We start from the raw sequence: 14293 nt of genomic DNA on the forward strand, positions 1-14293 counted from the left end.
GCCGACCTGACCATCGCCCTCGATCAGACCTCGACCGAGCCTCAGACCTCGACGTAACCGCCGACCCGCCAGTAGACCGCGTTCTCCCGGGCCAGCAGCGCCTCGTCGACCAGGTACCGGCGCAGCGAGGCGTAGTCGGGGTACCAGGCCCGCAGGATCGCGTCCACGGCCTTCTCCGGGTACTTCACCCCCGGCTCGAAACACGCCGCCAGGTGCTCCAGGATCACCCGGCGCTTGCCGTGCGCCGCCGGGATCCGCACCAGCCGGCCGTCGACGATGAAGGTACGCAGGATGGCGTCCTTCTGCCGGTCCGGGTCGAGCGGCTCGGTCTCGGCCGGCTGCGGCGCGTACTCGCGTACCGAGTCCTTGAAAGCGTCGACCTGTGCGACGAACCGGCCGTCGACGACATCGACGAGGCCGCCGTGCTGGAGCCGGCGGAGCGCGGCCACCACGGTCCTGGCCGCTAGGCCGGTTCGGTCCGCGACCGTACTGGGAAGATCGGCCCCCAGCACGACGGCCGAGAACACCCGCAGCCGATCCGTCTCGGCCAGCAACCCGCACAACGCTTCCGGTCTCACGGCTATCCAAGATATCCGCGGCCGCCAGCCGCTTGTCGGGCCGGTCACCGCTGACGTGCGGCGATAGCGCACGTCCGATAGGTTTTGCAGCCATGGCCCGGTACACCGACGATCTCGCCCTGGCCCACCTGCTCGCCGACACCGCGGACGCGATCTCGGTGGCCCGGTTCCGCGCACTCGACCTGCATGTGAGCGCGAAACCGGACCTGACACCCGTCTCCGACGCCGACACCGCCGTGGAGAAGGCGCTGCGCGCGACGCTGGCCCGGGCCCGCCCCCGCGACGCCGTGCTCGGCGAGGAGTACGGCGCGACGCCCGCGGCCGGGACGGGCCGGCGCCGCTGGATCATCGACCCGATCGACGGCACCAAGAACTACGTCCGCGGCGTACCGGTCTGGGCCACCCTGATCGCGCTCGTGGAGGGGGACGAGCCGGTCGTCGGCCTGGTCTCCGCCCCGGCGCTGGGCCGCCGTTGGTGGGCCGCGACCGGGCTCGGCGCGTACGCGGGCCGTCACCAGTCCGCCGCCACCCAGATCCACGTCTCCGGCGTGAGCCAGCTCGCCGACGCCTCGTTCTGCTACTCGTCGCTGACGGGCTGGGAAGAGGTCGGGCGACTGGACGCCATGCTCGACATCATGCGGCACACCTGGCGCAGCCGGGCGTACGGGGACTTCTACGGGTACATGCTGCTCGCCGAGGGCGCGGTGGACATCATGGTCGAGCCGGAGCTGTCGCTGTGGGACCTGGCGGCGCTGGTACCGATCGTGACCGAGGCCGGTGGCACGTTCACCGACCGGGCGGGCCGGCCGGGGCCTGGTGGGGGCAGCGCGATCGCGACCAATGGAAAGTTGCACAGCGAGATCTACGCCCGTCTGGGTGAGTGACCCGACTACCCGACGTCCTGACTCGACGGCGCTTCTTCGGGGTCTATCCTTCCCCGGTGATGTCTGCTGGCTGGTTGTTCCTCGCGGCGATGATCGCCGCGTATGGCGTGGCCAACCTGCTGCAGTCCGTCGCCGCCGCCCGTACCGACCTGCACCCGGGGTTCGACCTGCGGCTGCTGCTGAGCCTGGGCAAGCGCAAGACGTACCTGGTGGGGCTGTTCTGCCAGTTCGCCGGCTTCTCCCTGGCCTTCCTGGCCCGCCGGGACCTGCCGCTGTTCCTGGTACAGGCGGCCGTGGCGGCCGGTCTCGGGGTCACCACCCTGCTCGGCGTACTGGTACTGAAGTGGCGCCTACCCAAGGCGGAGGTGGCGCTGCTCGCTGCGCTGTCCTGCGGCCTGGCCGGGCTGGTGCTCGCAGCCCAGCCCCACCCGTCCCGGCCGCTCGGCCTCGCCGGCGTTGTCGGGCTGGCCATCGCCCTGCTGGTGATCGCCGTGGTGGGCTTCTTCGCGGCCCGGCTGCACGGCTCACACGGCTCGGTCGCGCTTGGCTCGCTGGCCGGCGTGGCGTTCTCCGCGGCGGCCGTGGCTTCCCGTCCGCTCGCCGGGGCGGACTCGATCCACCAGTTCGTGACCGACCCGCTGCTGTACCTGCTGATCGCCCATTCGGTGGTGGGCCAGCTGCTGCTGGGCATGGCCATGCAGCGCGGCTCCACCACCTCCGCGGTAGCCGCGATGGACGCCGCCGCGGCCGTACCCGCGGCCGCCGTCGGCCTGCTGTTGCTCGGCGACGAGATCCAGCCGGGGCGGGAGTGGCTCGCCGCGGCAGGCTTCCTGGTGACGCTGCTCGCAGTGATCGGGTTGAGCTTCTACGCCGAACCACAGCACGGCCACGCGCACAGCAGGGCACGGGTGCCAGTGGCGGCCGGCCGGGGCTCGCACCGCTCGGACTGACACGCGTCAGTCCTTCGGCGTCATGGAGGCCCTCCTGACGGTCTTCTCGGCCTCGGTGCGGTCCATGCCGGTCGCGCGCAGCAGGTCGGTCGCCACGAACCGGATCTGTCCGATCGCCATCTGGCCGGAGAAGCCGAGCGTCGCGTCATGGGCCCGCGAGGCGTGGCGGACCGCGGCGCAGACCCGTTCCCGGGTCGCGGCCGGGTCCTCACCGCGCTCGAGCGCCTTGGCCAGTAGACGGGTAGCCGTGCCGAGCGCCTCCACCGCGGCGAACAGCTCGGTCGGTACCGGCTCCTCGTCGCGCAGCAGCGCGACGGTACGCCGGGCCAGTACCCGCGCGTTGCGGGTGACGCGGTCGAGGTCGGGGCCGCTCTCGGCGTACCGCGCCAGCTGCTCGCGGTAGCGCCGCCAGACCGGTGACAGCCGCACCGCCTCGCGGCTGGCCGCCAGCGCGTTGGCGTACTCGGTCAGCTGGGCGTTGGTGGCCCGCAGCCGCTCCAGCACCTCTTCGGCTGCGGCCCGGTCACGCGCGTCCAGCGCCGCCGCGATCCCCTCGAAGCCGTCGGCGATCGCGTTCAGCAGCGGCTCGGCCGCCCGATGCGCGACCGTCAGCGGGTTGGGCGGTAGCAGCAATGCCGTCACCAGCAGACCGACCCCGCCCCCGACCAGGGCGTCCACGAACCTCGGGTACGCCAGGCCGGCCCCGGGCGGTTGCACGGTGGCCACCAGCACCGCCGACGAGGCGGACTGGATGACCAGGACCGGGCTGGCGCGGACGAAGAGGGCGATGGTCACGGCCAGCGCCACGACCGCGGCGAGCTGGAACGGGCCGGTGCCGATCAGGTAGATCAACACGTCGCCGACGAGGACACCGACGGCGACCCCGACGGCGAGTTCGAAGACCCGTCTGATCCGGTGTCCCAGCGCGGCGCCCAGCGGGATCACCGCCGCGACCGGGGCGAAGAACGGCTGCTGGTGCCCGACGACGTCGTGGGCCACGAACCAGGCCAGGCCCGCCGCGCTACCGGCCTGGACCACGAGAACGGCGTTCTCGCGTACCCGCGTGAGCCGGTCCCGGATCGATGCGGCGGTCGTCGAGACGGCGGGTAGGGCCATGCGCCGAGGGTACGGTCCGGCCGGCTGGATGCCGGCGATCGACGCGCGGTCCCTGTCTGCTCGCCTATCGACGGCGGCCCCACCGCTCGTGGCGGGCGGCGCGGACCCGTACCGGGTGCGGCTTGCGCTGATGGTGCTCGCGCGTCGTGAGCCACAGCGCGGCGAGCGCGACCGCGGCGACGACGACTGCGGCGAGCAGGTAGCCGACCGTCGTCATGTTCCCGGCGGCGGCGGTATCGGCCAGCAGCACGAACAGCCACAGCGCCAACGCCGGCCTGGTCGCGCGGCTCCGGTGGCACACCATCGTCATCACCTCCACCAGCAGCAGTACCCCCGAACTCACGCGGCCATGCATGCCGCGAGGCCCGGAAGGGCACCCTTGTGTCATCCACCCGAACGGATGCGATGGGGAGGCCGGGTGTGCGACTCGACGACTGGTTCCTGCTAGCGCAGGAGCGCGGCAACCCTGCGACCTCGCTCGACTCGCGTCACCCGGACGGCGCGGCGTGGACCACCGGCAACCGGGTACGGCCGCTCGTGCACGGCGCTACGTACTTCGCCGAACTGCTCGCGGCGATCCGACGGATGCGAGCCGGCGACCTGCTCGTGTTCTCCGACTGGCGGGGTGACCCGGACGAGCGGCTGGACGGGCCCGGTACCGAGGTCGGCCGCGTGCTCTGCGACGCGGCCCGGCGCGGCGTCGTGGTCAAGGGCCTGATCTGGCGCTCGCACCTGGACAAGTTCCAGTTCAGCGAGGCCGAGAACCGCCACCTCGGTGAGGAGATCGAGGCGGCCGGCGGCGAGTGCCTGCTCGACATGCGGGTACGCAACGGCGGCTCGCACCACCAGAAGTTCGTGGTCCTGCGCCACCCCGGCCGCCCCGAACTGGACGTCGCCTACGTCGGCGGGATCGACCTCTGCCACAGCCGGCGCGACGACGCCGACCACCGGGGCGACCCCCAGGCGTTGTCGATGGCGGCCGAGTACGGGCCCCGCCCGCCCTGGCACGACGTGCAGGTGGAGATCCGCGGGCCGGCGGTCGGCGACGTCGAGACGGTGTTCCGGGAGCGCTGGGAGGACCCCGCGCCACTCACCCGCAACCCGCTCCATCTGGCGCGCGACCGGATCCAGGGCGAGGACGTCACGCCCGACCCGCTGCCCGAGCGGCTGCCCGACCCGCCCGCCTGCGGCGACCACGCGGTCCAGTTGCTCCGCACGTACCCGTACCGCCGCTCCGGGTACGCCTTCGCACCGCAGGGTGAGCGCAGCATCGCCCGGGGCTACCGCAAGGTGCTGGCCCGCGCCGATCGACTGGTCTACTTCGAGGACCAGTACCTGTGGTCGAAGGAGGTCGTGGAGACGTTCGCCGAGGCGCTCGCGGACCGGCCGGAGCTGCGGATGATCGCGGTCGTACCCCGCTTCAGCGACCAGGAGGGCCGGGTCTCGAAGACCGCGCAGGAGTACGGCCGGATGCGGGCGATGCGGACGCTGTTCGACGTCGGCGGCGACCGGGTGGCGGTGTACTGCCCGGAGAACCATCAGGGCACGCCGGTGTACGTGCACGCGAAGGTGGTCGTCGTCGACGACGTGTGGGCGATGGTCGGCTCCGACAACGTGAATCTGCGATCGTGGACGTACGACTCGGAGCTGTCCTGCGCGGTCCTGGACCCGACCGGGGCGTACGCGCGCGACCTACGGCTGACGCTGGCACGCGAGCACCTGGACCGGGCCGACGGTGACGACGAGGACCTGCGCGACCCGGGGGCCGCGTTCGACGCGTTCGACGCGAGCGCCCGCAAGCTGGACGACTGGTACGCGGCGGGCCGGGTCCGGCCGCGCCCGCCCGGCCGGCTGCGCAGGTACACGCCGCCGGTACTGAAGCCGGCGACGGCCATCTGGGCCCGCCCGGTGTACCGGCTGATCGCCGACCCCGACGGCCGGCCCGCCGCCCTCCGCCGCCGGCAGGAGTTCTGACGCGGCAGTTCTGGCGGCGGCGGTCGTTGTGCCGGGTGGTCTCAGGTCCGTCCGACCAACGCCCGCTCGGCCGCCGCCTTCAGGGCATCGGCCAGCGCCGGCACCTCGGCGGCGCCGTACACCAGCAGGAACTGCCGGTCCTCGCCGCTCTCGCGCTCCGTCGCGGTGGCCCGCTCCACAACCACCTGGGTGCTGACCACGCCCTGGTCGGTGGAGACGTCCATGTCGGCTACGCCCACGTCGACCTGGCGAACGAAGAGTTCCTCAAGCTCATCGGCCATGCCGAAACGCTATGTCGGTGCCCGCCACGGCTACCTCGCCCGATCCGGGTGATGTCCCCGGTCCCGAATGAGATCAGCGGCGCCGGGTGGGTGGCCTGAAGTGGAACCCGGACTGTGGTGACGGGAACCGGTCGACGTCCTCCTCGACGTCGCCGGCATGCCATACGAAGGCAAAGGTCCAGTACACGGGGTTCGACTGCCCTCTCCCCCACCGGGTAAACGCAGCACATCGATCGAACAACGACGATGTGGCGTGAGCGTCACCGGCTCGGTTCGCCGTGCTGCATGGACATCTCCAGCCGAACCGTCGTCCCGCCGTCGCCACTGTGAACCTCGACGTGATCGGTCAATTCCGTGGCGAGCCACATGCCTCGACCGCCGTCGAGATCATCGGGCGGCGGCAGGGTGATCGTCACTGAGCGCGGTATTCCTGGTCCCTGGTCGCTGACCTCGGCGATCAACCGACGTGCGTCGTCCTGAATGACGACGAGCTCGCCGCTTCCCCCGGCGTGCCGGATGGTATTGGTGACCGCTTCGTTGACCGCGAGCGCGAAATCCTCGGCGCGTCGGGTGTCCAGGCCGGCGCGGGCTGCCAGGTGTAACACGTGTCTGCGCAGCTCGGTTACGTTACCGAGCGTGATGACTTCATCGATCAAGGTTCGTTGATCGTCATCCTCGACACTCATCAGCGTTCTCCCCTCGACCAAGCCACCACCCGCCCATACCCGGAAAGACCAGGACAGGAAACCCTGTCAACGACAGAGTTGAGCTACTCGGCCCGACCTGGCCGCACGTCGCTGAGGAGGCTCGCCGGTATCAGAGGCAGATTCCGCAGGAGATAGCGACTACTGGTGGCCGTTATGAAGGACGAGGATGGCGACGTCGTCTTTCGTGGGTTCGTCGCCGATGAGGGCGGCCATGAGGGTGGCGCACACCCGCTCAGCCGATCCGGGGGTCAGCGCGCCGACGAGAAGCTCGAGACCTTGGTCGATGGGTCGAGTGGGCCGTTCGATGAGCCCGTCGGTGTAGAAGAGCACGAGGCTGTCGTGGGTCAGCGGCACGTCTACGGTGCGGCGGCGAGTGTAGGGGTAGGCGCCGAGGGGCAGGTCCACCGGCACGTCGAGCAGCCGGGCCGGTCGGCCGGGCTCGGCGAGGACAGGTGGCAGGTGCCCGGCGACGGACATGACGGCCTGATCGCGGGTCGGGTCGAGCACGGCATAGACGACGGTGGCCATGGCGTCGGGTTCAAAGAGCTGGATCTTGCGGTCGAGGCGGGTCAGGACCTCGGCGGGGTCATTGGATTCCAACGCGTACGCGCGTAGTGCGCTGCGGATACGGCTCATGACCACGGCGGCTTGCAGACCGTTACCGGCCACATCGCCGATAACGGCTCCGACATGGCCAGAGGGCAGAACAAACAGGTCGTACCAGTCGCCGCCGACTCCGACCTCGGCGCCGGGAACATACCGAGCGGCCGCGTCGATACCGTCAATCATGCCTAACCGGCCGGGCAGGAGACTACGTTGCAGGGCCACCGTGGTGGCGCGGTCGATGCTGGCCAACCGGGCCTGGGTGGCGAGGCTGATTCGGTCCGCGACCCGTTGCAGCAGGTCCACGTCGTCATCGGAGAACCAACGAGGGGTTAGCGTGCCGACGTGCAGAACACCGATGACACGTCCGGCCACGATCATCGGTACGCCGAGCATCGAAGCGATCCCCTTGTCGAGCAGGATCGGGTTGACCACATTGGTGGGGTCGACGTGCTCGATGCGTACGGGTTGTCCGCCGGCGGCCACCCGGCCAGCGAAACCGGCGCCGACCGGTATCCGCACTCCTTGGCGAACTTCTTCTTCGAGGCCCCGAGCCGCGGTGGCAACGAGTTGCTGACCGGAGGGATCCAGGAGAAGAACCGTGGCGGTGTCGACGTTCAGGATTTCCCGCACACGGTCCAGGAGTTCGACGAGTAGATCCTCGACGTCCAGGTGCGACAGGGCCGCGTCGGTCACCGCTTGTAGGCGGCGCAGTCTCTCACTGCTGTATGAGGTGTCCGGCTCAGTCGTCACGCCCGAATCGTAGCTACGCCGGATTTGTCCAGCGTCGGCCGCCGGACAGGACCCGGCGACGGTCACACAACCAACGTTCCCGCTGAGACCGCCGCAACCAGACGGCGCCCAGCGACGTCAGCGGCCCTCGGTCCCCTGGTAGGCGAGATGCTCCCGCACGCCCGATAGGTCCAGGATCCGGCGTGCTACGCCCCGAGGAGCATCGACGAGGTAGCTCTTGGCCCTTTCCTCGGCTGACCGACGCCCCTTCAACAGGACCCTGATGCCGGACGAGTCAAGGAAGGTCACCTCGGTCAGGTCAACGACGATGCCTGGAACATCGTCTGCCTCCAGGCCGGCAGCAATCCCCTGTTGCAGGACGTCCGCCGTAGCGAGGTCGACCTCACCGGTCACGATCAGGTACAGAATCCCTCCGTCGCGACGATCCGTCGAGACTGTCAGGGTCATTGTCGCTCCTCAGCCGGCTCTTGGGTGGCGCCGGGACGCACACCCGATGTCTGGATTATGCAGGGAGGATGGGTAACCGATGAAGTCGCCGGTCATGGGAAGAGTCTCGCCGGCTCGGTCAGAGGAAGCGCCGGCAAGGTCACGACCGGTCTTCCCGCGCCCTGGCCCTCGCCCCGACCGGGTCGCCTCACCGCTCGCCGGGCGCCGGGCGGCCCTACGACCCGCGGTGCGGCTACGGGAGACGCGAAAACGCCCCCTCAGATGATCTCTGAGGGGGCGTTTTCCCTGGTAGCGGGGAGAGGATTTGAACCTCTGACCTCTGGGTTATGAGCCCAGCGAGCTACCGAGCTGCTCCACCCCGCGTCGCCTGGTAAACATTAGCGCACCGGTCTCTGATCGCCAAACCGGCCTCGGGTGGCCTAGGTCACCGCCGTCCCGCGGCCGTCCCAGGGCCCGATCTTGGACAGTGGTGCAGCCTGGAGGTGGCACCACTGTCCAAGATCGCGAAGAGCGACGCTACGGACTGGACGGGCGGGACGGGCTGGACGACGGCGCCGCGGTACCTGCCGGCTGCGCTCCCCCGCCGGACGCCTGCTGCGCCGCCTGGTACGCCTTCACCGCGTCGTCCAGGGCCTTCAGCGCCTGCCCGTACTTGTCGAAGTCACCGCTCTGCTGTGCCGCCCGCAGGTCGCTGATCGCCTGCTGGATCCGGTTCGCCGCCTCGGCCACCGCTCCGGTCTGTGGCGCCGGCGGCGCCGTGGTCGGCGGCGGTGTCGGCGACCCGCTGCTCGGCGGCTGCCCCGCCCCCTGCTTGACCAGGCTGTCGATGGCCCCCTGCAGGGTGTCCTCGTACGCCACGTACTTGCCGTAGCTGACCAGGACCTTACGCATCAGCGCGTACGAGTTCTCGGTGGTGCTGCGGATGTAGAGCGGCTCGACGTACAGCATGCCGCCCGCCACCGGCAGGGACAGCAGGTTGCCGTAGACCGGTTTGGAGCTCTGGTTGCGGAACTGCGTCAGATCCCTGGTGACCTCCGGGATGCTGGTCATGTTCTGCTGGACCTGGCTCGGCCCCTCCGTGCCGCTGCCCTCGGGCATCTGGAGCAGTTGGATCTGCGGCTTCCCGTTCACCAGCGAGGCCGAGATCAGCGCCGCCAGGTTGTTGAGCCGGTTCCGCGGCGTCATCACCGCGGTCAGCTGGAACTGGGGCTGCTCCTGGCCGGGGAACTGGGCGACCAGGTAGTACGGCGGCTGCTTCTGCGCGCGCTTCTCCGGATCCGGCGACGGGTCGTCGGGCACCTGCCAGAAGTTCGGCCCGGAGAAGAACTGGTCGGGCGCTGTCACGTGGTACCGGGCCAGCAGCTCACGCTGGACCTTGAACTGGTCCTCCGGGTACCGGAAGTGCTTCTCCAACTCGGCCGGGATGTTCTTGCGCGGCTCGATCAGCTTGCCGCCGAACGCCTGGTTCCACGCCTTGAGGACCGGGTCGCTGTCGTCGTAGCTGTACAGCTTCACCGTGCCGTCGTAGGCGTCGACCGTGGCCTTGACCGAGTTGCGCAGGTAGGTCACCTCCTCACGGGCCTGCGCGAAGGTACCGGTACCGGTCTGGGCGTCGCTGGTGGCGTCGCGGAGGTTGACCCGCTGCGAGTACGGGTACGTCGACGAGGTCGTGTAGCCGTCGAGGATCCAGACCACCCGCCCGTTGATCACGGCCGGGTACGGGTCGCCGTCCAGCTTCAGGAACGGCGCCACCTTCTCGACCCGGTCGCGCGGCGTGCGCTCGTACAGCAGCTTGGAGTTGTTGTTGAAGACGCTTGACAGCAGGAAGTTCGTCTCGCGGTACTTCGCGGCGTAGAGCAGCCGGCGCCAGTACGCGCCGACCCCCACCCCGCCCTTGCCGTCGTAGCTGAAGTACTGGTCGGCTCCGCTCGTCGGCCGGTCGAACTCGGCGTCCTTGCCCGCGGGGCCGCCCACGATCGCGTACTCGCTCATCCGCTCGCCGTAGTAGATGCGCGGCTGGGTCGTGTTGATCTGCTCGGTCGGCGTCGAGCACGACTCGCTGCCCGCCGGCTTCTTGTTGTCGGTGCTGGCGTCGTTGAGGAAGCCGGAGACGAACAGCGGCTGGCCGCCGCAGACGATCCGGTTGGCGGGGGCGGCGACGAAGCCGTACCCGTGCGTGTAGACCGTGTGCTTGTTCTGCCAGTTGCTCTGCTGCGGGCTCAGCCGACCGTAGTTGATCTCCCGTGCGCCGACGACGTAGTCCTGCGTCGCGCCCTCGAACGGGTACCGGTCGATGTCGAGCTTGTCGCCGAAGTCGTAGAAGCCGCGCGCCTGCTGTAACTGGGTGTACGTGTCGGAGATGACCGCCGGGTCGAGCAGCCGGACGTTGGGCACCGTCCCCTTGTCCGCGGCGAGGTCCGCGGGCGGCACGGTGTTCGCCGCGCCGTAGGCGGTCACCTTCACGTCGTTCAGCCCGTACGCCTGGCGGGTCGCCTCGATGCTGCGCTGGATGTAGGGCGGCTCCTTGCTCAGCGGGCTCGGCTGGACGGTGAACGACTGCACCGCGTACGGGTAGACCCCGCCGATCGCGACCGCCGAGATGACGAGCAGGCCCAGCGCCACGCCGGGCCACAGCAGGCTGCGCATCCAGGCGTTGGAGAAGACCAGGATCGCGATCGCGACCACCACCGAGATCCACGCGAGGATCTCCTTGGCCGGCAGCAGCGCGTTGATGTCGGTGTACCCGGCGCCGGAGACGTCCGCGCTGTCGTTGTGCCCGAGCAGCAGCCCGCGCCGGTCGAGGTAGTACGCAACGGCCTTGAGCAGGACGAACATCGCGACGAGCGCGGTGAGATGTGCCCTCGCGGCGACCGTCATCCGTTCCCCGGCCCCCTGCAGGCGTACGCCGCCGAACAGGTAGTGCATCGCCAACGCGCCGAGCACCGAGACGACGACGGCGGTGAAGGCGGCGCCGAGCAGGTAGCGCCAGAACGGGTACTCGAAGACGTAGAACCCCACGTCCAGGCCGAACTGCGGATCCTTGACCCCGAACCGCTGGGCGTTGGAGAAGAGCATCCACTGCTGCCAGCGTCCCTGCGCCGACAGGCCTGCGAACAGCCCGACCAGCACGGCGAAGCCGGTGATCCAGGTGCCGACCCGGGGGGCCAGCAGCAGCCGGTACCGGTCAAGCGCCTGCTGTTCGAGCGAGTGCGGACGCAGCAGCGGGCGCATCCGGTAGGCCAGGTACAGGTTGGCCGCGACGATCACCGCCATGCCGACACCGAAGATCGCGAACAGCACCAGCCGCGTGGTGAGCACGCCGCTGAAGACCTGGCGGTAGTGCACCTCGTCGAACCAGAGCCAGTCGGTCCACGCGTCGATCATGCGGTCGAACAGCGTGAACAGCAGGAACAGCACGGCCAGAACGACGATCGTCACCCGGCCCCGCCGGTTCACCCTGGCCATGGGGGTACGCATTACCACGGTCGACTCCGCCCGCTCGCGTCACGAAAACGCCACCAGCGTACGGGTTCGAGTCACGTACAGCGCCCGGCCTGCGCCGGTCTAGACCAAACCGACGCTCAGGGGGTGCAGAGCGCGGGCTGCCGGTGGTCCCGGACGGCCTGGAGCGCGGCGAGCGCGTCGTCCAATGTGGCGACCTTGGCCAGCGGCAGCCCGGGCACCGCGTTGGCCGACGCCTCCGCGCAGTTGGCGGCCGGGGTGAGGAACACCTTGGCGCCGTCCCGCTTGGCCGCGACCAGCTTCTGCGGGATGCCTCCGATCGGGCCGACCTTGCCCTCGTCGTCGATCGTGCCGGTCCCCGCGACCACCTGACCACCGGTCAGGTCGGCCGGGTCGAGCTTGTCGATTATGCCCAGAGTGAACATCAACCCGGCCGACGGACCGCCGATCTTGTCCAGGTCGATCTTCAGCTGGAACGGGTGCGGCTGCTTCGGCTCCACGGTGACGCCGATCCGCGGATTGCCGTCCTCCGGGCGCGGGACGATCGTCGCCGTGGCCGCGGCGCCGCCGCGGGTGTACGCGAAGGTACGCGGAGTACCCGCCGGTTTGGACTTGATCGCCTCGGTCAGCTTCGCCGGGGTCGCCACCGGCGTACCGTCCACCGCCGTGATCACGTCACCCTGCTTGAGGATCCCGTCGGCCGGCGTACCCGCCTTGACCTCGCGGACGGTGACCTGCACCGGGTAACCCAGCTTGGTCAGCGCGGCCGTCTCGGCGCTGGTCTGGGAGTCCTTGAAATCCTGCGCGTTCTGCTGGTCGACCTGCTGCTGGGTCTGGTCCGGCGGGTAGACCAGTTCGCGCGGCACCACGGCGTAGTCGTGCTGCAGCCACCCCCGGACGGCGTCGAAGAGCGTCAGGTCCGTGGTGACGCTCACCGTGACCAGGCGCAACTGCCCCGCCGACGTACTCACCGGCGCGCCGGTGACGCTGATGACGTCGTGCTTGTCGGCCTGCCCCAGCGTGTTCACGGTCGGCCCCGGGCCCAGCGCCACGTAGGGCACCCGGATGGCGAAGAAGGCCTGCCAGAGCAGCAGGGCGAGCAGCACACCGCCGAACAGGACGGTGGCACCACGACGTCTCATGGCCGCGAGCCTATCCGGCACGCTCCACGGCGACCGCTAGCAGGCATCGCGTACCGTTGAACAGTGCCCGCAGACACCCCGTTCGGATTCGGTTTGCCCGGTGGTGGCGACCTGCCGGATCCCAACGACCCGCAGCAGATGCAACGGTTCCTGAGCCAGCTGCAGCAGCTCTTCGCAACGCCCGGCGGTGGGCCCGTCAACTGGGACCTCGCCCGCCAGATCGCCCAGGCGCATCTCACCGGCGCGCCCGGGATGGGCGGCGGCCAGCTGCCGTTCGGGATGACGCTCCCGCCCGGGACCAGCGCGCCCCCGCCCCCCTCCGACCAGGCCCCGGTGGGCGACCCCGCGGTCGGCCCGGCCGAGCGCGCGGCGGTCACGGAAGCGCTCCGCCTGGCCGACCTGTGGCTGGAGCCGGAGTCGGCGCTGCCCTCCGGCATCGCCTCCACCGCCGCGTGGACGCGGTCGGAGTGGATCACGTCCACCCTCGACGTCTGGCGCAAGCTGTGCGACCCGGTCGCCGCGCGCATGGTGGCCGCAATGGCCGACCTGGTGCCCGAGGAGGTCCGCGGCCAGCTCACCCCTATGACCTCGATGGTGACCTCGCTGGGCGGCGCGCTGTTCGGCGGACAGTTGGGTACCGCGCTCGGCTCGCTCGCCGCTGAGGTGCTGTCGGCCGGCGATATCGGGCTGCCGCTCGGACCGGCGGGCACCGCCGCCCTGGTACCGGCCAACATCGACGCGTACGGCGAGGGCCTGGAGATCTCCGGTGACCAGGTCCGGCTGTACGTGGCCCTGCGCGAGGCCGCCCACCAGCGGCTGTTCGGGCACGTCGGCTGGCTCCGCGGGCACGTACTCACCGCGGTGGAGACCTACGCCGCCGGCATCCGGGTCAACCGGGAGGCGATCGAGGAGGCGATGAACCGCTTCGATCCGACCAACCCGGAGGGTATGCAGGAGATCGCGTTGGAAGGCGTCTTCTCGCCGGAGGACAGCCCGCAGCAGAAGGCCGCCCTGGGCCGGCTGGAGACCGCGCTCGCCTTGATCGAGGGCTGGGTCAGCCACGTCGTCGAGCGGGCCGCCGATGACCGGCTGCCCGACGTCGTCCGCCTCGCCGAGGCGTTCCGGCGGCGGCGCGCCGCGGGTGGGCCGGCCGAGCAGACGTTCGCCGCCCTGGTCGGCCTCGAACTGCGGCCGCGCCGGCTGCGGGAGGCGACCGCGCTGTGGGCGGCGCTCACCGAGCACCGGGGCATCTCCCACCGGGACGCGCTGTGGGGCCACCCCGACCTGCTGCCCGACGAGGACGCCTTCGCCGACCCGACCAGCTACGCGCAGTCGTCGCTCGAGCTCACCGATCTGGAGAACGAGCTGGGCGACGACGCGCCCGGTACCTGATCTC

The 14293-nt window shown here is 70.3% G+C and carries 13 protein-coding genes and 1 tRNA gene; 4 read left to right on the plus strand and 10 right to left on the minus strand.

Features of this window, described 5'->3' with window-relative positions:
* Positions 1-41: 41 nt before the first annotated feature.
* Positions 42-578, minus strand: a complete 537-nt coding sequence (locus Pme01_RS03305) for a DUF2087 domain-containing protein (RefSeq protein ID WP_239087991.1) — start codon at positions 576-578, stop codon at positions 42-44.
* A 92-nt stretch (positions 579-670) separates the two neighbouring features.
* Between Pme01_RS03305 and hisN the strand changes: the two genes are divergently transcribed.
* Complete coding sequence (gene hisN, locus Pme01_RS03310; protein WP_168112721.1) at positions 671-1462, plus strand: histidinol-phosphatase; 792 nt, start codon at positions 671-673, stop codon at positions 1460-1462.
* An 89-nt stretch (positions 1463-1551) separates the two neighbouring features.
* Complete coding sequence (locus Pme01_RS03315) at positions 1552-2412, plus strand: hypothetical protein (protein WP_203935416.1); 861 nt, start codon at positions 1552-1554, stop codon at positions 2410-2412.
* A gap of 6 nt (positions 2413-2418) precedes the next feature.
* Here Pme01_RS03315 and Pme01_RS03320 read toward each other — a convergent pair whose 3' ends face one another.
* Positions 2419-3528, minus strand: a complete 1110-nt coding sequence (locus Pme01_RS03320) for an FUSC family protein (RefSeq protein ID WP_168112719.1) — start codon at positions 3526-3528, stop codon at positions 2419-2421.
* 64 nt (positions 3529-3592) lie between these two features.
* Complete coding sequence (locus tag Pme01_RS03325; RefSeq protein WP_168112718.1) at positions 3593-3871, minus strand: hypothetical protein; 279 nt, start codon at positions 3869-3871, stop codon at positions 3593-3595.
* 77 nt (positions 3872-3948) lie between these two features.
* Here Pme01_RS03325 and Pme01_RS03330 point away from each other — a divergent pair, with 77 nt between their 5' ends.
* Positions 3949-5502 carry a phospholipase D-like domain-containing protein gene (locus tag Pme01_RS03330; RefSeq protein ID WP_168112717.1) on the plus strand — a complete coding sequence of 518 codons (1554 nt, stop codon included), beginning with the start codon at positions 3949-3951 and terminating at the stop codon, positions 5500-5502.
* A 41-nt stretch (positions 5503-5543) separates the two neighbouring features.
* Here Pme01_RS03330 and Pme01_RS03335 read toward each other — a convergent pair whose 3' ends face one another.
* The 7 genes from Pme01_RS03335 to Pme01_RS03365 all read right to left on the minus strand — a co-directional run bounded on the left by Pme01_RS03335 (position 5544) and on the right by Pme01_RS03365 (position 12897).
* Positions 5544-5783, minus strand: a complete 240-nt coding sequence (locus tag Pme01_RS03335) for a hypothetical protein (protein ID WP_168112716.1) — start codon at positions 5781-5783, stop codon at positions 5544-5546.
* A 260-nt stretch (positions 5784-6043) separates the two neighbouring features.
* Positions 6044-6469 carry an ATP-binding protein gene (locus Pme01_RS03340; RefSeq protein WP_168112715.1) on the minus strand — a complete coding sequence of 142 codons (426 nt, stop codon included), beginning with the start codon at positions 6467-6469 and terminating at the stop codon, positions 6044-6046.
* A 159-nt stretch (positions 6470-6628) separates the two neighbouring features.
* Positions 6629-7846, minus strand: a complete 1218-nt coding sequence (locus Pme01_RS03345) for a PP2C family protein-serine/threonine phosphatase (RefSeq protein WP_168112714.1) — start codon at positions 7844-7846, stop codon at positions 6629-6631.
* 117 nt (positions 7847-7963) lie between these two features.
* Entirely contained in the window at positions 7964-8293 is a 330-nt protein-coding gene (locus Pme01_RS03350; protein WP_168112713.1) for an STAS domain-containing protein, read from the minus strand.
* A 286-nt stretch (positions 8294-8579) separates the two neighbouring features.
* Positions 8580-8656, minus strand: a tRNA-Met gene (locus Pme01_RS03355).
* 153 nt (positions 8657-8809) lie between these two features.
* Positions 8810-11776: a UPF0182 family membrane protein gene (locus Pme01_RS03360; RefSeq protein WP_373315441.1), complete on the minus strand. Its 2967-nt coding sequence runs from the start codon at positions 11774-11776 to the stop codon at positions 8810-8812.
* A 98-nt stretch (positions 11777-11874) separates the two neighbouring features.
* Positions 11875-12897, minus strand: a complete 1023-nt coding sequence (locus Pme01_RS03365) for a YlbL family protein (protein WP_168112712.1) — start codon at positions 12895-12897, stop codon at positions 11875-11877.
* Positions 12898-13035: 138 nt separating this feature from the next.
* On the opposite strand from Pme01_RS03365, the gene Pme01_RS03370 reads away from it, so the two are divergent.
* Entirely contained in the window at positions 13036-14289 is a 1254-nt protein-coding gene (locus Pme01_RS03370) for a zinc-dependent metalloprotease (RefSeq protein ID WP_168113378.1), read from the plus strand.
* Positions 14290-14293: the final 4 nt, after the last annotated feature.

The organism is Planosporangium mesophilum (genome assembly GCF_016863255.1).
GTDB lineage: Bacteria > Actinomycetota > Actinomycetes > Mycobacteriales > Micromonosporaceae > Planosporangium > Planosporangium mesophilum.